The organism is Paenibacillus hamazuiensis (assembly GCF_023276405.1).
Classification (GTDB): Bacteria; Bacillota; Bacilli; order Paenibacillales; family NBRC-103111; genus Paenibacillus_AF; species Paenibacillus_AF hamazuiensis.
The window spans coordinates 6,462,501-6,481,634 of the sequence record NZ_JALRMO010000001.1 but is presented as its reverse complement, the minus strand read 5'-3'; the positions used below and the strand labels follow the sequence as shown (position 1 = coordinate 6,481,634).

33 protein-coding genes (1 of these 33 cut by a window edge) are annotated in these 19,134 nt (G+C 49.6%); 31 read left to right on the top strand and 2 right to left on the bottom strand.

From position 1 onward, the window contains the following. The 30 genes from rplP (at position 1) to MYS68_RS28200 (ending at position 16,970) form a co-directional block, all read left to right on the top strand. Positions 1–435 (top strand): 50S ribosomal protein L16, encoded by a 435-nt coding sequence (rplP, locus tag MYS68_RS28345; protein WP_248929024.1) that lies wholly within the window; start codon positions 1–3, stop codon positions 433–435. Beyond that, positions 425–625: a 50S ribosomal protein L29 gene (gene rpmC, locus MYS68_RS28340; RefSeq protein ID WP_248929023.1), complete on the top strand. Its 201-nt coding sequence runs from the start codon at positions 425–427 to the stop codon at positions 623–625. The genes rplP and rpmC overlap by 11 nt, the downstream gene beginning before the upstream one ends. A 24-nt stretch (positions 626–649) precedes the next feature. Continuing rightward, complete coding sequence (gene rpsQ, locus MYS68_RS28335; RefSeq protein WP_248929022.1) at positions 650–916, top strand: 30S ribosomal protein S17; 267 nt, start codon at positions 650–652, stop codon at positions 914–916. Positions 917–957: 41 nt separating this feature from the next. After that, complete coding sequence (gene rplN / locus MYS68_RS28330; protein ID WP_131018540.1) at positions 958–1,326, top strand: 50S ribosomal protein L14; 369 nt, start codon at positions 958–960, stop codon at positions 1,324–1,326. A 45-nt stretch (positions 1,327–1,371) separates the two neighbouring features. Further along, a complete protein-coding gene (rplX, locus tag MYS68_RS28325; protein ID WP_248929021.1) occupies positions 1,372–1,725 on the top strand; it encodes a 50S ribosomal protein L24 in 354 nt (117 codons plus the stop codon). A gap of 33 nt (positions 1,726–1,758) precedes the next feature. Beyond that, a complete protein-coding gene (gene rplE, locus MYS68_RS28320) occupies positions 1,759–2,301 on the top strand; it encodes a 50S ribosomal protein L5 (protein ID WP_248929020.1) in 543 nt (180 codons plus the stop codon). A gap of 24 nt (positions 2,302–2,325) precedes the next feature. Beyond that, positions 2,326–2,511 carry a type Z 30S ribosomal protein S14 gene (locus MYS68_RS28315; RefSeq protein ID WP_113022649.1) on the top strand — a complete coding sequence of 62 codons (186 nt, stop codon included), beginning with the start codon at positions 2,326–2,328 and terminating at the stop codon, positions 2,509–2,511. A gap of 31 nt (positions 2,512–2,542) precedes the next feature. Beyond that, positions 2,543–2,941, top strand: a complete 399-nt coding sequence (rpsH, locus tag MYS68_RS28310; RefSeq protein ID WP_248929019.1) for a 30S ribosomal protein S8 — start codon at positions 2,543–2,545, stop codon at positions 2,939–2,941. A 31-nt stretch (positions 2,942–2,972) separates the two neighbouring features. Next, complete coding sequence (rplF, locus tag MYS68_RS28305) at positions 2,973–3,515, top strand: 50S ribosomal protein L6 (protein ID WP_248929018.1); 543 nt, start codon at positions 2,973–2,975, stop codon at positions 3,513–3,515. 55 nt (positions 3,516–3,570) lie between these two features. Continuing rightward, positions 3,571–3,939, top strand: a complete 369-nt coding sequence (rplR, locus tag MYS68_RS28300; RefSeq protein WP_248929017.1) for a 50S ribosomal protein L18 — start codon at positions 3,571–3,573, stop codon at positions 3,937–3,939. A 31-nt stretch (positions 3,940–3,970) separates the two neighbouring features. Further along, on the top strand, positions 3,971–4,468 hold the full coding sequence (gene rpsE / locus MYS68_RS28295; RefSeq protein ID WP_248929016.1) for a 30S ribosomal protein S5: 498 nt from the start codon (positions 3,971–3,973) through the stop codon (positions 4,466–4,468). A gap of 10 nt (positions 4,469–4,478) precedes the next feature. Further along, positions 4,479–4,667, top strand: a complete 189-nt coding sequence (gene rpmD / locus MYS68_RS28290) for a 50S ribosomal protein L30 (RefSeq protein WP_248929015.1) — start codon at positions 4,479–4,481, stop codon at positions 4,665–4,667. 36 nt (positions 4,668–4,703) lie between these two features. After that, positions 4,704–5,147 (top strand): 50S ribosomal protein L15, encoded by a 444-nt coding sequence (gene rplO / locus MYS68_RS28285; protein WP_248929014.1) that lies wholly within the window; start codon positions 4,704–4,706, stop codon positions 5,145–5,147. Continuing rightward, positions 5,147–6,448 (top strand): preprotein translocase subunit SecY, encoded by a 1,302-nt coding sequence (gene secY, locus MYS68_RS28280; RefSeq protein WP_248929013.1) that lies wholly within the window; start codon positions 5,147–5,149, stop codon positions 6,446–6,448. Before rplO ends, secY begins: the two co-directional genes overlap by 1 nt. Before the next feature lie 90 nt (positions 6,449–6,538). Continuing rightward, positions 6,539–7,189, top strand: a complete 651-nt coding sequence (locus MYS68_RS28275; RefSeq protein ID WP_248929012.1) for an adenylate kinase — start codon at positions 6,539–6,541, stop codon at positions 7,187–7,189. Continuing rightward, a complete protein-coding gene (map, locus tag MYS68_RS28270; RefSeq protein ID WP_248929011.1) occupies positions 7,190–7,942 on the top strand; it encodes a type I methionyl aminopeptidase in 753 nt (250 codons plus the stop codon). A 9-nt stretch (positions 7,943–7,951) separates the two neighbouring features. Continuing rightward, complete coding sequence (locus MYS68_RS28265) at positions 7,952–8,260, top strand: KOW domain-containing RNA-binding protein (RefSeq protein ID WP_248929010.1); 309 nt, start codon at positions 7,952–7,954, stop codon at positions 8,258–8,260. A 2-nt stretch (positions 8,261–8,262) separates the two neighbouring features. Then, complete coding sequence (infA, locus tag MYS68_RS28260) at positions 8,263–8,481, top strand: translation initiation factor IF-1 (protein ID WP_009676800.1); 219 nt, start codon at positions 8,263–8,265, stop codon at positions 8,479–8,481. A 111-nt stretch (positions 8,482–8,592) separates the two neighbouring features. Then, the gene (gene rpmJ / locus MYS68_RS28255) at positions 8,593–8,706 is read left to right on the top strand and encodes a 50S ribosomal protein L36 (RefSeq protein WP_003333770.1); all 114 of its coding nucleotides are present in this window, start codon (positions 8,593–8,595) and stop codon (positions 8,704–8,706) included. A gap of 15 nt (positions 8,707–8,721) precedes the next feature. Then, a complete protein-coding gene (gene rpsM, locus MYS68_RS28250) occupies positions 8,722–9,090 on the top strand; it encodes a 30S ribosomal protein S13 (RefSeq protein WP_248929009.1) in 369 nt (122 codons plus the stop codon). Between the two features lie 25 nt (positions 9,091–9,115). Then, positions 9,116–9,511: a 30S ribosomal protein S11 gene (rpsK, locus tag MYS68_RS28245; RefSeq protein ID WP_248929008.1), complete on the top strand. Its 396-nt coding sequence runs from the start codon at positions 9,116–9,118 to the stop codon at positions 9,509–9,511. A 127-nt stretch (positions 9,512–9,638) separates the two neighbouring features. Next, positions 9,639–10,583 (top strand): DNA-directed RNA polymerase subunit alpha, encoded by a 945-nt coding sequence (locus tag MYS68_RS28240; RefSeq protein ID WP_248929007.1) that lies wholly within the window; start codon positions 9,639–9,641, stop codon positions 10,581–10,583. A gap of 38 nt (positions 10,584–10,621) precedes the next feature. Then, a complete protein-coding gene (rplQ, locus tag MYS68_RS28235; RefSeq protein WP_248929006.1) occupies positions 10,622–10,987 on the top strand; it encodes a 50S ribosomal protein L17 in 366 nt (121 codons plus the stop codon). Between the two features lie 99 nt (positions 10,988–11,086). Next, on the top strand, positions 11,087–11,848 hold the full coding sequence (truA, locus tag MYS68_RS28230) for a tRNA pseudouridine(38-40) synthase TruA (protein ID WP_248931037.1): 762 nt from the start codon (positions 11,087–11,089) through the stop codon (positions 11,846–11,848). 159 nt (positions 11,849–12,007) lie between these two features. Next, complete coding sequence (gene rplM / locus MYS68_RS28225; protein ID WP_248929005.1) at positions 12,008–12,445, top strand: 50S ribosomal protein L13; 438 nt, start codon at positions 12,008–12,010, stop codon at positions 12,443–12,445. A gap of 20 nt (positions 12,446–12,465) precedes the next feature. Then, the gene (gene rpsI, locus MYS68_RS28220) at positions 12,466–12,858 is read left to right on the top strand and encodes a 30S ribosomal protein S9 (protein ID WP_248929004.1); all 393 of its coding nucleotides are present in this window, start codon (positions 12,466–12,468) and stop codon (positions 12,856–12,858) included. A gap of 207 nt (positions 12,859–13,065) precedes the next feature. After that, positions 13,066–13,758, top strand: coding sequence for a phosphoadenylyl-sulfate reductase (locus MYS68_RS28215; protein ID WP_248929003.1), 693 nt, complete (start codon positions 13,066–13,068; stop codon positions 13,756–13,758). A 54-nt stretch (positions 13,759–13,812) separates the two neighbouring features. Further along, positions 13,813–14,994 carry a sulfate adenylyltransferase gene (gene sat, locus MYS68_RS28210; protein ID WP_248929002.1) on the top strand — a complete coding sequence of 394 codons (1,182 nt, stop codon included), beginning with the start codon at positions 13,813–13,815 and terminating at the stop codon, positions 14,992–14,994. 89 nt (positions 14,995–15,083) lie between these two features. Further along, positions 15,084–15,845 (top strand): N-acetylmuramoyl-L-alanine amidase CwlD, encoded by a 762-nt coding sequence (gene cwlD, locus MYS68_RS28205; protein ID WP_248929001.1) that lies wholly within the window; start codon positions 15,084–15,086, stop codon positions 15,843–15,845. A 54-nt stretch (positions 15,846–15,899) separates the two neighbouring features. Continuing rightward, complete coding sequence (locus tag MYS68_RS28200; protein ID WP_248929000.1) at positions 15,900–16,970, top strand: Mrp/NBP35 family ATP-binding protein; 1,071 nt, start codon at positions 15,900–15,902, stop codon at positions 16,968–16,970. Positions 16,971–17,037: 67 nt separating this feature from the next. Here the strand turns inward: MYS68_RS28200 and gerD are convergent, their stop codons facing one another. Continuing rightward, entirely contained in the window at positions 17,038–17,838 is an 801-nt protein-coding gene (gerD, locus tag MYS68_RS28195) for a spore germination lipoprotein GerD (protein ID WP_248928999.1), read from the bottom strand. Between the two features lie 148 nt (positions 17,839–17,986). Here gerD and MYS68_RS28190 point away from each other — a divergent pair, with 148 nt between their 5' ends. Beyond that, positions 17,987–18,589: a KinB-signaling pathway activation protein gene (locus MYS68_RS28190; RefSeq protein ID WP_248928998.1), complete on the top strand. Its 603-nt coding sequence runs from the start codon at positions 17,987–17,989 to the stop codon at positions 18,587–18,589. A gap of 21 nt (positions 18,590–18,610) precedes the next feature. On the opposite strand, the gene pdaB is transcribed toward MYS68_RS28190, so the two are convergent. Beyond that, positions 18,611–19,134, bottom strand: the 3' portion of a protein-coding gene (gene pdaB, locus MYS68_RS28185; protein WP_248928997.1) for a polysaccharide deacetylase family sporulation protein PdaB. Its footprint extends 268 nt past the window's final position; 524 of the gene's 792 nt are visible here — the last part of the coding sequence; the start codon falls outside the window, past its right edge; it ends in the stop codon at positions 18,611–18,613.

Below are 19,134 nucleotides of genomic sequence, written 5' to 3'. Positions count from 1 at the left end.
ATGTTGGTACCAAAACGTGTAAAACACCGCAAAGAGCATCGCGGTAAAATGAGAGGCAACGCCAAAGGCGGCGCTGAAGTGCATTTCGGCGAATACGGCCTGCAAGCGCTCGAGCCAGCTTGGGTAACGAACCGTCAAATCGAGGCTGCTCGTATTGCGATGACCCGTTACATCAAGCGTGGCGGTAAAGTATGGATTAAAATTTTCCCATCCAAGCCGATTACACAAAAGCCGCTTGAAGTTCGTATGGGTAGCGGTAAAGGTAACGTCGAAAAGTGGGTTGCTGTTGTAAAACCGGGTAAAATTTTGTTTGAATTGGCTGGCGTCAGTGAGGAGATCGCTCGCGAAGCGATGCGTCTTGCTTCTCACAAGCTTCCGATCAAAACGAAGTTCGTGAAAAGAGAAGAAGTGGGCGGTGAAGTAAATGAAGGCTAGTGATATTCGCAACTTAACCACTGCTGAAATTGAACAAAAAATTGCCGGATACAAAGAACAGCTCTTTAACCTCCGTTTTCAACTGGCTACTGGTCAATTAGACAATCCAACTCAAATTCAAAAAGTACGCAAGGACATCGCCCGTGCAAAAACGGTATTGCGTGAAAGAGAACTTGGAATCATCAGCTAATGAAAACGAAAGGAGGAGCTACGAATGAGCGTGGAACGTAACGAACGCAAAACTCAAGTAGGTAAAGTCGTCAGCGACAAAATGGACAAAACCATCGTTGTTGCTGTCGAAACGTACAAAAAGCACGACCTTTACCACAAGAGAATCAAGTATACGAAGAAATTTAAAGCTCATGACGAAAATAACGAAGCGAAAATCGGCGATACGGTAAAAATCATGGAAACCCGTCCGTTGTCGAAAGACAAGCGCTGGAGACTGGTTGAAGTGGTTGAAAAAGCGGTTATCGTTTAATGTAATGCTTCGAATGTAATCTTCGAAAGGAGGGACTTCCCGTGATTCAAACATTTACACGTTTGGTGGTGGCCGACAACTCCGGCGCGAAGCAGCTTATGTGCATCCGCGTATTGGGTGGTACGGGACGCCGTACGGCTAACATCGGTGATTTGATCATCTGCTCCGTCAAAGAAGCAACACCAGGTGGCGTTGTCAAAAAAGGCGACGTAGTAAAAGCGGTTGTGGTTCGCACGAAGCGCGGCGTACGCCGTAAGGACGGATCTTATATCAGCTTCGACGAAAACGCAGCGGTTATCGTTAAGGAAGACAAGAGCCCGCGCGGCACTCGTATTTTCGGACCTGTTGCCCGCGAACTCCGCGACAGAGACTTTATGAAAATCGTCTCCCTTGCTCCGGAAGTTATCTAACAGGACCTGTTGCCAGTTCTCTTACGAAAAGAGGTGTAAAACAAAATGCCTAAACAAGGAAAGAAATTGGAATCCCATAACAATAAATTGCATGTGAAAAAAGACGACACCGTATTCGTGATCACCGGCAAGGACAAAGGTAAGAAAGGCCGCGTTATCGCCTGCTTCCCTCGTGAAAACCGCGTGCTTGTCGAAGGCATCAACATGGTGAAGAAACATGCAAAGCCTTCCCAGCAAAACCCGCAGGGCGGCATCATCAATCAGGAGGCGCCGATTCATGTATCCAATGTGATGCTGATCGACCCGAAGAGCGGCAAGCCGACCCGCGTAGGTTACAAAGTGCTTGAGAACGGAAAGAAAGTTCGCGTCGCGAAAAAATCCGGTGAAGTAATCGATTAATCGTGAAAATGTAGGAAAGGAGGTACATGTATCATGGCAGCAAGATTGAAAGATCGTTTTCTGAATGAAATCACTCCTGCCTTAATGCAGAAGTTTAACTATTCTTCGGTAATGCAAGTTCCGAAAATCGAGAAAGTTGTCATCAACATGGGTGTTGGTGAAGCCGTATCGAACTCCAAAGTTCTGGATTCCGCTGTTGCGGATCTGCAAATTATCGCTGGTCAAAAGCCGGTGGTAACCCGTGCGAAGAAATCCATCGCCGGTTTCAAGCTTCGTGAGAACATGCCGATCGGCGTGAAAGTGACACTGCGCGGCGAGCGTATGTACCACTTCCTCGACAAATTGTTCAACGTTGCGCTCCCTCGTGTACGTGACTTCCGCGGTGTTTCGACAAAGGCTTTCGACGGCCGCGGCAACTATACGCTTGGACTTAAAGAACAGCTGATCTTCCCGGAGATCGAATACGATAAAGTGGACAAAACCCGCGGTATGGACATCGTTATCGTAACTACCGCCAAGTCCGATGAAGAATCCCGCGAATTGCTGACCCAGCTGGGCATGCCGTTTGCGAAATAATGGAGCCAGGAGGTGTAAACTCGCGTGGCAAAAACATCGATGAAAATCAAGCAACAGCGCGCTCCGAAGTTTAAGGTGCAAGCTTATACTCGTTGCGAGCGTTGCGGTCGTCCGCATTCCGTATTGCGTAAATTCAAAATTTGCAGAATTTGTTTCCGTGAATTAGCATACAAAGGCCAGATTCCTGGCGTTAAAAAAGCAAGCTGGTAATTACCCATTTTTCGGGAAGGAGGTTTGTTCCATGGTTATGTCCGATCCAATTGCAGATATGCTTACGCGTATCCGTAACGCCAATGTCGTTCGTCATGAAACTGTAGAAATTCCTGCATCCAAGATCAAAAGACAGATCGCAGAAATTTTGAAAAAAGAAGGTTTCATCCGCGACGCAGAATATGTAGAAGACAACAAACAAGGGATTATCCGTTTGTTCTTGAAATACGGCCCTAACAATGAGCGTGTCATCACCGGCCTGAAGAGAATCAGCAAACCGGGATTGCGCGTCTATGCGAAAAGCCAAGAAGTTCCTCGCGTGCTCGGAGGTTTAGGTATCGCGATTATCTCCACTTCCCAAGGCGTGATGACTGACAAAGAAGCACGTCAAGCGAAGTCCGGCGGAGAAGTTATCTGCTACGTTTGGTAATAAAGTTTTCACATGAATGGAGGTGTACAGCATGTCCCGTATTGGTCGTAAAGCAATTGCAGTTCCCAGCGGAGTTAATGTAACTCTTGACAATACATTGATTACGGTAAAAGGTCCTAAAGGAACGCTTAGCCGTGAATTGCATAAAGACATGAAAGTGACGGTAGGCGAAAACGAGATCACCGTTGAACGTCCGTCCGATCACAAGACTCACCGTTCGCTGCACGGAACGACTCGCAGCGTGGTTGCGAACATGGTAACTGGCGTAACGGCCGGTTATGAGAAAAGCCTTGAGCTTGTAGGTGTTGGTTATCGTGCCAACAAGAGCGGCAACAAGCTCGTACTGAACGTAGGTTACTCCCATCCGGTTGAAATTACTCCGGAAAACGGCATCGAATTCGACGTTCCGTCCAACACGAAAATCATCGTTAAAGGGATCGACAAGGAACTCGTTGGCGCTACTGCAGCAAAGATTCGTTCCGTTCGTGAGCCTGAGCCGTACAAAGGCAAAGGGATCAAATACGAAGGCGAACGTATTCTGCGTAAAGAAGGTAAAGCAGGCAAGAAGAAGTAATGCCGCGTAACTTAACGCGCATGGCTTAAGCGAAGACGAAAGGAGTGAACACCGGATGATTACCAAAGGTGATAAGAATAAAGCGCGTCTGAAGAGACATCTTCGTGTACGTAAAAAAATTCAAGGTACGGCTGAGCGTCCACGCCTCAATATTTTCCGCTCCTCCAAGCACATGTACGCTCAATTGATCGACGACGTGAAAGGCGTAACGCTCGCAGCGGCTTCGACTCAAGATAAAGAGCTTAGAGAAGGCATCGGCAACGGCGGCAACGTAGAAGCTGCTCGTAAAGTCGGCGAACTGATCGCACAGCGCGCCAAGCAGCAAGGTGTGACGCAGGTGGTTTTTGACCGCGGCGGATACTTGTACCATGGTCGTGTGCAGGCTTTGGCCGACGCAGCACGTGAAGCAGGACTCGAATTTTAATCAAAAAATGAGAATAAGGAGGTAAAGTGACTTGCGTATAGATCCGAATACTTTAGAGCTGACTGAAAAAGTTGTTCATATTAACCGCGTCGCTAAAGTAGTTAAGGGCGGACGCCGCTTCAGCTTCAGCGCGCTTGTCGTCGTCGGAGACGGTAACGGCTGGGTTGGCGCAGGGATCGGCAAAGCATCCGAGGTACCGGACGCGATCCGTAAAGGCATCGAAGATGCGAAGAAAAACCTGATCCATGTACCGCTGGTTGGAACGACGATTCCTCATTTGGTTGTTGGTCATTTCGGTGCAGGCGAAGTGCTGCTCAAGCCGGCTTCGAAAGGTACCGGTGTGATTGCCGGCGGTCCGGTTCGTGCGGTACTTGAGCTGGCTGGAGTAGGCGACATTTTGACAAAATCGCTCGGTTCTTCCAACTCCATCAATATGGTAAATGCAACGCTCGAAGGACTTTCCCGCTTGAAGAAAGCCGAAGATGTTGCCAAGCTTCGCGGTAAAACCGTTGAAGAATTGTTAGGTTAGGAGGGATACCATGGCTAAGCAATTGCAAGTTACACTCAAGCGCAGCCTTATTGGTCGCCCGGAAGCACAACGCAAAACGGTGGCAGCTCTTGGATTGCGTAAGCTTCATCAATCGGTCGTTCATGCCGACAATGCAGCGATCCGCGGCATGTTGAATCAAGTGAACCATTTGATCGAAGTGAAAGAAGTCGAAGCTTAAGTTTGATATACAATAAGTTTTAGAGGAGGTGCAACGATGAAATTACATGAACTTTCTTCTGCTCCAGGTTCCCGTAAAACCCGTAAGCGCGTAGGTCGCGGTACCGGTAGCGGTATGGGTAAAACGGCAACCCGCGGTCATAAAGGTCAAAATGCTCGTTCCGGCGGCGGTGTACGTCCGGGATTTGAGGGCGGCCAAAACCCGCTTTATCGTCGTTTGCCGAAACGCGGCTTCAACAATGCTCGTTTTGCTACGGAATATGCGATTGTCAATCTGAGCGATTTGAACAAGTTTGCTGCAGGTACGGAAGTCACTCCGGAGCTTCTGCTTGAATCGGGCCTCGTAAAAAATCCGAAAGACGGCATCAAGATCCTGGGCAATGGTGATTTGTCCGTTCAGCTGACAGTGAAAGCAAACAAGTTCTCCCAATCTGCTGTAGAAAAAATCCAAGCTGCCGGCGGTAAAACCGAGGTGATTTAATGTTTAATACCATATCCAACATCTTTAAAGTAGACGATTTAAGAAGGCGGATCGTATTTACGCTGCTTGTCTTGATCGTCTATCGTGTGGGTGCCTTTATTCCGGTACCCAACATTAATACGGATATCTTGAAGTTTCAGGACCAGGCGAATGCGAACGACGTATTCGGCCTCCTGAATACTTTTTCCGGCGGCGCGTTGTTCCAATTTTCCATTTTCGCCATGGGGATCATGCCTTACATCACGGCATCTATCATCGTGCAGCTGCTCTCGATGGACGTCATCCCGAAATTTACGCAGTGGGCCAAAGAAGGCGAAGTCGGGCGCAGGAAACTCGCTCAATTTACCCGGTACGGAACCATTGTGCTTGGTATTATCCAAGCGTTCGGCTTGGCAATCGGATTTAACCGGATCTATACAGGCCTGGTTGTAAATCCGAGTTTCGCGACATATGCTTTGATAGCGATCGTGCTGACGGCAGGTACCTCATTTCTGATGTGGTTAGGGGAACAAATTACCGAGAACGGGATCGGAAATGGTATTTCGATTATCATCTTTGCGGGCATTATCGCCGCAATTCCTACGGGAATGCACCAGATTTACCAGACTCTGTTTGCACAAGCTGGTGGCGCGCTGTTCCTGAACATCGTTAAAGTGGTCATCATTCTGGTGGTCATTATTGCGCTTATTGCCGGTGTTATTTTCGTACAGCAAGGCGTACGGAAAATTCCGGTGCAATATGCCAAAAGAGTGGTCGGCAACAAAATGTACGGAGGACAATCGACGCATATCCCGCTTAAGGTAAATGCTGCAGGCGTTATTCCGGTCATTTTCGCCCTTTCGCTTCTTGTGTTTCCTCCGACGCTCGCCAGCTTCTGGAGAGGCAATGCGGTAGCGGATTGGATCATCACCAACTTGAACTACACGCATCCGATCGGCATGACATTGTATGTGCTGCTGATTATCGGATTTACGTATTTCTACACGTTCGTTCAGATCAACCCGGTGCAAATGGCGGACCAAATGAAAAAGAACGGCGGCTACATCCCGGGCATTCGCCCAGGCAAGCCGACCTCCGTTTACTTGACCCGCGTTATGACGCGCATCACGCTTTCGGGTGCATTGTTCCTCGCGGCGATCTCGATCTTGCCGATGCTCTTCGCGAGCCTTGCAGGACTTCCGAACTCGGTTCGGATCGGGGGGACGTCTTTGCTGATCGTAATCGGCGTAGGTCTGGAAACGATGAAGCAAATCGAAAGCCAGCTCATCAAACGTCATTACAAAGGCTTCATTAACAAATAGCAAATAGGTACTGATGGCTCGTTTTAGCGAACTATCGGCACCTATTGTGCTGTTCGTATCGTCGGATACGTTGGGGGAGGATGTCTAACGATGAACATCATTTTTATGGGGCCTCCTGGGGCAGGTAAAGGAACTCAGGCCGAACGGGTTGTGAGTGAATTTCAAATCCCTCATATTTCGACCGGCGACGCATTTCGCGCCGCTATGAAGCAAGAAACCCCTTTGGGTATCGAAGCTAAGAAATATGTCGATCAAGGCTTGCTCGTACCGGATGAAATCACTATCGGCATCGTGCGGGAAAGACTGCAGCAGCCGGATTGCAACAAAGGTTTTCTCCTTGACGGTTTTCCAAGAACCATTTCACAAGCGGAAGCGCTGGATGACATACTGAATTCGATGGGAAAAGGGATTGATCATGTGATCAATCTTGTGGTGGATCGCAACTTGCTGCTGGCACGGCTAACGGGTCGCAGAATTTGTAAATCTTGCGGGGCCACGTATCATGTGCTGTTTAACCCGCCGGCAAAAGAAAATGTGTGCGACAAATGCTCCGGCGAGCTCTATCAGCGTTCGGATGATACGGAAGAAAAAGTGGGTACTCGGCTTGACGAGTACACCAGCAAAACGGCACCCCTGTTAGAATATTACGACAAAAAGAAAATTTTGCGTCAGGTTAACGGTGAGCAGGATATTGATACGGTTACCGCAGAAATCAGTTCACTATTGCGAGGTCAAGCGTAAATGATCATATGCAAGTCCGAAGCTGAGCTCGACCTGATGAGAGAAGCCGGTCGGATCGTAGCGGGTACGCACAAGCTTTTGTCAAAGGCGATTCAGCCCGGCATCACAACGAAGGAACTCGATCAAATCGCGGAAGATTACATTCGCAGTCAAGGCGCATTCCCATCTTTTAAAGGCTACAACGGTTTTCCTGCCAGCATCTGTGCTTCAGTCAACGAAGAATTGGTACACGGCATACCGGGCCAGAGAAAGCTGAATGAGGGCGACATCATCAGCATCGACATCGGTGCGAAGTTTCAAGGCTATCACGGGGATTCCGCTTGGACCTATGGCGTAGGGAACATTTCGGAGAAAGCTCAAAAGCTGCTCGAAGTGACGGAACGGTCCCTATACCGGGGGCTGGACGAGGCGGGTCCGGATGCGCGACTCTTTACGATCTCTCATGCGATACAACGATGCATCGAAGATGAAGGATTTTCCGTCGTTCGCGAATACGTCGGGCACGGAATCGGAACCGAGCTGCACGAAGAACCGCAAATCCCGAACTACGGTATGCCGGGCAGAGGCCCGCGGCTGAAGCCGGGAATGGTTCTTGCGATTGAGCCCATGGTCAACATCGGGGAAAGATATGTCAAGACGCTGGAAGATAATTGGACCGTGGTTACCGTAGACGGATCGTGGTGCGCGCACTTTGAGCACACTATCGCCATTACGCAGGACGGTTACGAGATCTTGACCAAGTCTGATTCGTAGGTGATCATTGTGGGGGATATAGCAGGTCCGCAATTAGGGCAAATCGTGAAGGTGCTTCGGGGCAGGGATCAGGGTAAATATGCGATTGTGATCAGCATAGTCGACGCGAGATTCGTATCGCTAGCCGATGGCGATAAACGCAAATTTGACCAGCCCAAGAAGAAAAATATTCTGCATCTCGAGCTGCAGCCGGTCATCAGCAGCGAGGTTGTAAACAGCTTACTGGAAAGCGGTCGTGTGACCAATGGGAAGCTGCGTTATGCTATCAACAAGTTTACCCAGGAGCTTGAATCTGAAGCACAAGAGAAAGGAGAATGACTGTGGCCAAAGAAGATGTAATTGAAGTTGAAGGTACAGTGATTGAACCTCTTCCGAATGCTATGTTTAAGGTGGAACTGGAGAACGGTCATAAGATACTTGCTCACGTATCCGGGAAAATCAGAATGCACTTTATCCGCATCCTTCCGGGGGATAAGGTGACGGTGGAGCTCTCGCCTTATGATTTGACCAGAGGCCGTATAACCTATCGTTTTAAATAAATGGAACGTGGAAGTAACTAAGTTAATCCTTACGAAGCCAGTCTGCTTCGCAAACTCAGCTAATCCTTACGAAGACAGCTTGCTGAAGCAAGCTTTTAGGAGGTAATCACCATGAAGGTAAGACCGTCGGTCAAGCCGATTTGCGAAAAATGCAAAGTCATTCGTCGCAAAGGGAACGTAATGGTCATTTGTGAAAATCCGAAGCATAAACAAAAACAAGGTTAAGGAGGTGCTGTAATAATGGCACGTATTGCTGGTGTAGACTTACCCCGTGACAAGCGCGTCGTGATCGCGCTCACTTACATTTTCGGTATCGGAAACACAACCGCCCAGAAGATTGTCGCACAAACCGGAATCAACCCGGACACTCGTGTACGCGATCTGACTGAGGATGAAGTCAGCCGTATCCGCGACGTCATCGACAAGACTCTGAAGGTCGAAGGCGACCTGCGTCGTGAAATCGCCCTGAACATCAAACGTTTGATCGAGATCGGTTGCTACCGTGGCGTTCGTCATCGTCGTGGCCTGCCGGTTCGCGGACAACGTACCAAAACTAACGCCCGTACGCGTAAAGGTCCTCGCCGGACTGTAGCGAACAAGAAGAAATAATAGCAAAGGAGGCTAATCGAACACAATGGCAAAAGCGAAAAAAGTCGTTCGTACGAAACGTCGTGACCGGAAAAACATTGACTCCGGAGTGGCTCATATCCGCTCCACGTTTAACAATACGATCGTTACCATCACAGATCCTCACGGTAACGCAATTTCCTGGGCCAGCGCAGGCAACCTCGGCTTCAAAGGTTCCCGCAAAAGCACTCCGTTCGCCGCGCAAATGGCAGCGGAATCCGCAGCTAAGGCCGCTATGGAACACGGCATGAAAGCCGTTGAGGTTATGGTTAAAGGACCTGGCGCAGGCCGTGAGGCGGCTATCCGTTCCTTGCAGGCAGCCGGACTTGAAGTCAACCTCATTAAAGACGTCACTCCGATTCCGCATAATGGTTGCCGTCCGCCAAAACGTCGTCGTGTCTAATCGGTAGACACGTCTGTGGTATAAATATCCTAAAATCGTGAATAATGATGTTGAAGGATAGGCATACTACAATTTTTATGTGTTCGTAATCCAGAGGGAAACGACGTTTTGAGGAGGGTTAAGTCTTATGATAGAAATCGAAAAGCCGAAAATAGAAACCGTATCGGTCAGCGAGGACGGCAGCTACGGAAAATTCGTTGTAGAACCGCTCGAAAGAGGTTACGGAACGACGCTCGGAAACTCTTTGCGTAGAATCCTGCTGTCTTCTTTGCCTGGAGCAGCGGTGACGTCCGTGCAAATCGACGGCGTACTGCATGAGTTTTCTACCGTGCCTGGCGTGCTCGAAGACGTTACGGAAATTATCCTTAATCTGAAAGCACTGTCGCTCAAGATTCACTCCGACGAAGAGAAAGTGCTGGAGATCGACGCTGAGGGTGAAGGGAAAGTCGTTGCCGGCGATATTCGCGGCGACAGCGACGTGGAGATCCTGAATCCGGATCTGCACATTGCGACACTGTCCTCTGATGCCCGGCTGCATATGAGAATTCATGCGAGCCGCGGCCGTGGATATGTTTCTGCGGATAAAAACAAAAAAGAGGATCAGCCCATCGGCGTAATTCCAATCGATTCTATCTACACTCCGATCACTCGTGTCAATTACAGCGTCGAGAATACCCGTGTCGGTCAAGTCACCAACTATGATAAGCTAACCCTCGAAGTCTGGACCGATGGAAGCATTCGACCGGAAGAAGCTGTAAGCCTGGGCGCTAAAATTTTAACCGAGCATCTGATGCTGTTCGTAGGGCTTACCGACGAAGCGAAAGATGCGGAGATTATGGTGGAGAAGGAAGAGGACAAGAAGGAAAAAGTGCTCGAGATGACCATCGAAGAGCTCGATCTTTCCGTCCGTTCCTACAACTGCTTGAAGCGTGCGGGAATTAACACCGTGCAAGAGCTGATAACGAAGACCGAAGAAGATATGATGAAAGTCCGCAACCTCGGACGCAAATCGCTTGAAGAGGTTCAGGAGAAGCTAGAAGAGCTGGGCTTAGGCCTCCGTATGGAAGAGTAAGCTTCAAGTTTTAATTTAACCGAAGGAGGTACACGTTCATGGCATACCAGAAATTGGGTCGTGACTCGAGCGCGCGGAAAGCATTGTTCCGTGACCTCGTAACCGACTTGTTCATACACGAACGCATTCAAACAACCGAAGCTAAGGCGAAAGAGCTTCGTTCGATCGCAGAAAAGCTCATCACTTTGGCTAAACGCGGAGACCTTCATGCCCGCCGTCAAGTGGCTGCTTTCGTACGCCGCGAAGAAGCGCAAGAAGGAAGAGACGCCATCCAAAAGCTGTTCTCCGAGATCGCTCCACGTTACGCAGAGCGCCCGGGCGGCTATACCAGAATCCTGAAGCTGGGACCGCGCCGCGGAGACGCAGCGCCTATGGTATATTTGGAACTTGTAGACCGCGCATAAGATGAGGATAGGAAAGGGTGGACAGAATCTGCTGATTCTGATGAAGCCCTTTTTTTGTGTGATTGAACTTCCGTACGTGGGATAAACGGAGTGGATACCGTGCGAAACATTTGCATGACTGTCAGCTATGACGGTACGGCGTATAACGGCTTTCAGACACAGCCAGGCGGCAATACCATTCAGGATCACATCGAAGCAGCCTTGCACATGCTCACGGGAGAGAGGATCCCCATCACGGCGTCGGGCAGAACGGACGCGGGTGTACATGCGCGGGGGCAAGTGTTGAACTTTCATACGGCTTCGCAAATTCCCCTCGAACGTTGGTGCATGGCAATCAATTCGCGTTTGCCGGATGATATCCAGGTGACGGATGCTCGCGAGGTGTCGGAGGAGTTCCACGCCAGACGTTCCGCTTTGCAAAAAACGTACCGCTACACCATTTTGAACGGAAAATACAAAGATGTGTTCCGCCGGAATATGGAATATCACCATTACAGCCCGCTCGATGTTTCAGCCATGAGAGAGGCGCTTAGGCACTTGCTCGGCGAGCATGATTTTACCTCTTTTTGCTCGGCGAGAACCGAGAAGCTTTCAAAGGTACGGACCATTTATGCCGCCGCCATCCGGGAAGAGCCGTGCGAGGCTATGGCGAATTCCACCCGGCTGTACATCGAGATTACCGGCAACGGATTTTTGTACAATATGGTAAGAATTATCGTGGGTACGCTGATTGAAATAGGCGAAGGAAAGCGAAAACCGGGCGATATGGAAGCCATCTTAAAAAGTCAAAACCGCAAGATGGCGGGGCCGACGGCCATGGCGCACGGGCTGATGTTGTGGGAAGTATTGTATCCCGAATAGCCTATATTTTTTCTTGATATTGCAACAGATTTGTTGTAAAATATTACTTGGCGTTTCTTGATGGCTAACCCACGGCCCCGGTCGGGAAACACCAGATCAAGTTGACTTGCGAACAGATTATGAACCAACAGTAATGTTGTTATATTTAGGAGGATTAACATGCGTACCACATATATGGCGAAGCCAAACGAAGTTGAGCGTAAATGGTACATTATCGACGCTGACGGCAAAACGCTCGGACGCCTTGCCAGCGAAGCGGCGAGCATCATCCGTGGCAAGCATAAGCCTGAATTTACGCCTCATGTAGATACCGGCGATTTCGTAATCATCATCAATGCCGAGAAGATCGTTCTGACCGGCAAGAAGATGCAAAACAAAATGTACTACCGTCACTCCCTGTATCCGGGTGGTTTGAAAGTGACGTCCGCTCAAGATATGATCAAAAACAAGCCTGAGCGCGTACTTGAGCTTGCTATTCACGGCATGCTTCCGAAAAACCGTCTTGGCGACAGCATGAAGACGAAGCTGAAAGTATACGCGGGCAGCGAACATCCGCATCAAGCACAAAAACCAGAAGTTTGGGAACTTCGCGGTTAAGGTAAAGGGAGGACTTTTTTGTGGCACAAGTTCAATACTATGGAACAGGTCGTCGTAAGCACTCCGTAGCTCGTGTGCGTCTTGTACCGGGCGAAGGTAAAATTATTATCAACAAACGCGACATCAACGATTATTTCGGTTTGGAGACGCTGAAGCTGATCGTGAAGCAGCCTTTGAACCTGACGGAAACTCTCGGCAAGTACGACGTGCTCGTTATCGCTAACGGCGGCGGAACTTCCGGCCAAGCGGGTGCTATCCGTCATGGCATTTCCCGCGCTCTTCTGAAAGCTGATCCGGAATTCCGCGGTCCTCTGAAGAGAGCAGGTTTCCTGACGCGCGATCCTCGCATGAAGGAACGGAAGAAATACGGCTTGAAAGCCGCACGTCGCGCACCTCAATTCTCCAAGCGTTAATTGTATCTTTATCCATCGGCCCTTCTGCTTATGCAGAAGGGTTTTTTGCTTTTTTTCGCACCAGATCAAGGGTTGGAAAATAATATAGATGAGAGCCCATGAATAATTAGAAATACGTTGACATCCCATCACAAGTCGTTATATAGTAGTGTAAAATACTTTAATCCATATTGAATTAATCGGAATTGAGCAGGGAGGCTAATGAGAATGAATTTGTTTGAAAAAGAAGCTTTGATTAACAAAGCCGCGGAAGAATTTGAATCGCAGTCCCCGGAAGCACTTTTAAAGTGGGCCGTAGAGAAGTTTCCGAGCATCACGCTCGCTTGCAGCTTCGGAGCGGAAGACGTCGTGCTCGTCGACATGCTGCAGAAAATCAGCCCGAAAACGGACATTTTCTACCTGGATACGAACGTGCATTTTAAAGAAACCTATGAAACCAGGGACCGTCTGGAACAGCATTACGGTTTGAAATTTGTCCAAGTGCTGCCGAAGCTGACGCTCGAAGAGCAAGCAGCGCAGCATGGGGAAGAACTGTGGAAATCCGATCCGAACAAATGCTGCGGTATCCGTAAAGTCGATCCGTTGACTGAGATTTTGGGCAAATACGATGCGTGGATCACGGGTATTCGCCGCGATCAGGCTCCGACCCGTGCAAATGCGAAAAAAGTGGAATACGACGTTAAATTCGGCTTGGTGAAGTTTAATCCGCTGGCCAGCTGGACTTCCGAAGATGTATGGAACTACATTCGCGATAACGAAGTCATTTATAATCCGCTGCATGACCAAAACTATCCGAGCATCGGCTGCGAGCACTGCACGCGCCCTGTAGCGCCGGGTGAAGATCCGAGAGCGGGAAGATGGTCCGGTTTTGAAAAAACCGAGTGCGGTTTGCATAAATAATTGCTTGTAAAGCCAGCCTTGGGCTGGTGCAAAAAACTTTAGGAGGGCCGTTCGATGTCGCAAACTATCGCTCCGCATGGAGGAACATTGATCAACCGAATCGTACAAGGGGCTGAGCGGGATCAGCTGCTTGCGGAAGCCCGCACTTTTTTCCAAATTAAAATTAACTCCTGGACGGTTTCCGATCTTGACCTGATCGGAGTCGGTGCTTTCTCGCCGCTAACCGGGTTTATGGAAGAAGCCGATTATAACTCTGTAGTCGAGCGGATGAGACTCGCAAATGGCACCGTATGGAGCATTCCGATCACGCTCGCCGTGGAAGAAGCCGTTGCCAGCCAGCTTAAGGTCGGTCAGCAAGTGGCGCTGGTCGGAGAGGAAGACGGCGTCATTTACGGAACACTCGATGTAAAGAGCATCTATCAAGTAGATCAGCAGCGCGAAGCGGTCAACGTTTTCAAAACCGCCGACGAAGCACACCCCGGCGTGCAAAAGCTGTATTCCCGTCCGTCTACTTACGTGGGAGGTCCCGTTCAAATACTTAACCGGCCGAAGCCGAAGAAATTCGAAGATTACTATTTCGATCCGGCCGAAACCCGCCGCATTTTTGCAGAAAAGGGATGGAAAACTGTCGTTGGTTTCCAAACGAGAAACCCGGTCCATCGCGCTCACGAGTATATCCAAAAGTGCGCTATGGAAATCGTCGACGCGTTGTTCCTGAACCCGCTCGTCGGAGAAACGAAATCCGACGACATCTCTGCAGACGTACGGATGAAAAGCTACCTGGTGCTGCTCGAGAACTACTACCCGAAGGATCGCGTCTTCCTGGGCGTATTCCCCGCAGCGATGAGATACGCAGGTCCCCGCGAAGCGATTTTTCATGCGATGGTTCGCAAAAACTACGGCTGCACCCATTTCATCGTCGGTCGTGACCACGCCGGCGTAGGCGACTACTACGGCACATACGAAGCGCAGGAAATTTTCAGCAACTTCACGAAAGAAGAGCTTGGCATCCAACCGCTGTTCTTCGAGCACAGCTTCTTCTGCACCAAGTGCGGCAATATGGCTTCGACCAAAACATGCCCGCACGATAAAGCCGATCATTTGCATCTTTCCGGCACCAAAGTTCGCGCTCTGCTGCGTGACGGCCAGTGCCCGCCGCCGGAGTTTTCCCGCCCGGAAGTCGCGAAAGTGCTGATCGAAGGCATGAGCGAGCAAGCCCAGGCTACTCCGCAATAATGGCTTTTCCTATATAGACAAAGGTATATTTGTCCACCTCGTCCCATAAGATGATAAAGAGTCTATGGGGATGTGAGGTGGATTTTTTCATGTTCAAGCGAAGAAAACGAGTCATCGTCTGGCTGACGGCACACAGCGGATTCAAACTGCTGATGTCGGCGGCGCTCGTGGCACTCATGGTTTTTGTATTTACGTACGAATTGCCATCTACAAAAACCTGGACCTACTGGACGATGCCGCTTTCAGGCAAAACGATCGCCATCGATGCGGGTCATGGAGGACCGGACGGCGGCGCGGAGACAAAGGACGGCACCGTTCAGGAAAAAGATATCAACTTGGCGATTTCGCTTTATTTGCGCGATTATTTGCAGCAGGCCGGGGCCATTGTGGTTATGACCCGGGAAGAGGATAAAGACCTGGCCGATCCCGGTACAAAGGGCTACAGCAAACGTAAAACCGAAGATTTGATGAAGCGGGCCCAGTTTATTCAGCAAAAAAAATCCGACTTGTTCATATCGATTCATATGAACGCTATTCCGTCGTCCAAGTGGCGTGGGGCACAAACCTTTTTTTATCCGAATCATGAAGATAACCCGGTATTAGCAACGCTCATCCAAGAAGAGATTAAACGAAACCTGGAAAATACCGATCGGGTGGCGAAGAGAGTGGACGGAGAGATTTTCCTGCTGAAAACGTTGAAAATCCCCAGCGCATTGGTGGAGGTGGGCTTCCTCTCCAACCCGGAGGAAGCCAGGCAGCTCGTCGATCCGATGTACCAGAAGAAAGTGGCGGCATCCATTTATCAAGGCATCCTGCGCTACTACTCCGGGGAAAAGATAGGATCGTATTAAAAATGTGGTATAATGTACCTTGGTACCAAAAAACCGATGCCGAGGTGTAAAACAGTGCTGAACAAAGAAAGCTTGCTGGCCGCAGCCGAACATATTCAGGATGCTGAATATCATGTTAGTCTGACGGCATTGCAGTTCATTAGAGATATTATGATCAAGGACAGATCCGTATCCGCCACGGTGCTTTTGACGAAAGAGGACGAGGCTTACAAGCAGTCTCTGGAAGAGGCGGTTAAAGAAGCTTTTCGCAAAGCCGGCGCCGAAGAGGTCCATCTGCGCTTTCGGACGGCGACCGAATATGAACGAACGGAGGCTGCGAAGAAGCTGCAGGCGGAGGCCTCGCAAACCGCATCCGAGGCGGTCAACATCCTTGATCCGCAGCATGGCGTGACGTTTATAGCGGTTGCCAGCGGCAAGGGAGGCGTAGGCAAATCGACGGTAACGGTAAACCTCGCCGTCGCTCTTGCACGGCTCGGAAAACGCGTAGGTATTATCGACGCGGACATTTACGGCTTCAGCGTTCCCGATATGATGGGAATCGAAGAGCGGCCGCAAATGGCGGATCAGCGTATTTTGCCTGTCGAACGATTTGGCGTTAAAGTGATGTCCATGGGGTTTTTTGTCGAAGATAACGCTCCGATTATTTGGCGGGGACCGATGCTCGGCAAAATGCTTCGCAATTTCTTTAACGAAGTAACCTGGGGCGAGCTCGATTACATGCTGCTTGACCTTCCTCCGGGAACCGGCGACGTCGCGCTCGACGTGCACCAGATGATTCCCCAAAGCGAAGAAATCATCGTCACCACCCCGCATGCCACAGCTGCATTCGTCGCCGCGAGAGCGGGCGCCATGGCTGTTCATACCAATCATAAAATATTAGGCGTTGTCGAGAACATGGCTTATTATGAGTGCGGAAAATGCGGCGAAAGAGATTACGTTTTCGGCCGCGGAGGCGGAGCAAAGCTCGCGGAGGAGCTCCATACCGATCTGCTGGCGCAAATCCCGCTTGGAGCTCCGGACAATCATATTGCGGAGCCGGACTATTCCCCGTCCGTGTATAAACCGGAAACCCCAACGGGGCAGCTGTATATGGAACTCGCTCGGGCCGTTATCGCAAAGCATTGAAAAAAAGGACTGCATTCGCCGGATAAACGGCTTGCAGTCCTTTTTGTTTACGTGATTCCAGGTTCCATTAAGATTGCTTTTTCTTATCTTTTTTATTGTCGCTGTCACCGCCGCTGTCGCTTGAATCACTGCCATCGCCGCCATCGCCGCCGCCTTGCCCCTGCCCTTGACCCTGTCCTTGCCCTTGGTTTTGCCCCTGACCTTGCCCTTGACCTTGCCCTTGACCTTGACCGCCGCCTTGGGCTTGAGTGGTCGGCTGGCTTTGCGAGCGCAGCTGCTCTTCGATCGCTTTTTTCATCAAATTGATCATTTCGGTACGGAACAGAGGGCTTTGCATCGATTCCTGAATGACGGACATCATCTGCTGCCTGTATTGCGGACCTTTCATCGTATCCAAAAATATGCGCTCCGCTTCCGGGCTCTTCATCAGATCGACCATCGATTTTTGATAATCGGGGTCTTTCATTAAGTCTTTTTGCAGCTGTTTGTTTTCTTTCTGGATCGCTTTGGCGAAATCTCCGGCAAACTTCGGATCCTGCATCATTTGCGTAAGAAATTTCGTATTATTGGTATCGGTCAAAATATCTTTGACCGCAAGCTGCAGCTGCTGAATGTCGCCCGCTGACATAACCTTCAGCCCGCCGCTTTGACCGCTTTGGCCCGTAGAAGCAATGCCGCTGGATGTTGCCGCCGCATCTGCAATGGCCTTTTTGCCGTCTTCCGTTTTTAAAATATCCAGAACCATCGATTTGGTTTCTTTATAGCTCATTGCACCGCCTTGCTGAGAACCGCCGGCATTTTCGCTTCCGCAAGAACTCAAAATAAGGACGACGAGAATGGCTGGAAATAAACGCGCCCACGTAGTCATATTTCATCCATACTCCCTTCCTGATTATATATGTAGTATCTACTGTTCTTTGGGGTTTATGAGAGAGGCTGTTGGCTTTTTGTTGTGAAGGTTGGTACAATTAAGAATCGGAATAAACCGGCAGGAATGACGTAGGGGGTTAATTCGCGTGACTTTGCGCAAATGGTTTCATTTATTTTGGACAACTTTGTTGATTGGAGCGGCGGCAGGTGGACTCATAGGCATCTTACTTCAGGCATTCGATAAAGAATTTGCGTTTATGGGCATATCCGCAATGGGCTACAACGCCATGTGGATGCTTATCGGAGGCGCAACCATAAGCGTTTTGAGCCAAATGGGTTTTTTTGCTTATTTAATCGTGCGGTTTATAGCGATGGGAATCATCAGAAACAAATGGATGTGGGACACGCTGCAGATCATTATTGTCGTGATTTCTTTATTTGACTTGGCTTACTTGCGGTACGACAGCTTCGGGTCGGAAAAAGGAATTTGGGGTTATCTGCTTCTTCCGGTCGTCCTTTTGGCCCTGGCATGGGGAACCGCGTATTGGAAAGTGAAGCTGACCAACAAACACGGGTTCATACCGACGTTTTTTTTCATGACGACCGTAACGATCCTGGAAGCCGTTCCGGCGCTTAAACTGGACAACTTTGCATCGACGTTATATATGCTGTTCCCGCTGGTCGCCTGTAATGCATGGCAAATTCTCATTTTACACAAAGTATTGCAAACGAAAAAAGAGCCCGTCTAAGGCTCTTTTTTGAACAATTTTTTATTTTACCTCAAGCTGCTTCATCGTTTTATCTTCAACCGGCGGTTTGTTGTCGACTTGCGATTGCTTGAGGAGATCGCTGACCGATACGAATTCATAGCCCTTGGCGCGCAGCTGATCGATGATGATCGGCAAAGCCTCATGGGTTTGCTTCACGGAATCGCTGGCATGAAGCAGAACGATGTCTCCGGGATGCGCTTTGGATACAACGCGGCTTACGATATTATCGACGCCTTTGTTCATCCAATCCATCGAATCGGTATCCCATTGGATTACGGTGTAGTTCAGGTCGTTTGCGATCCGCAGCACCCTTTTGTCAAAATCGCCGTTGGGCAATCTCAGCAAATGGGGAGGTTGTTTGGTGACGTCGGTCAATATTTGATGTGCGGTTTGAATCTGATTGCGAATTTCTTCGTCACTCAGGCTGCTGTAGTTGACATGCTTATGGCCGTGGCTGCCGATCTCGTAACCCGCCTTGGCGATTTTTTCGACAATTTGCGGATGAGTTTTTGCCCAAGGGGACG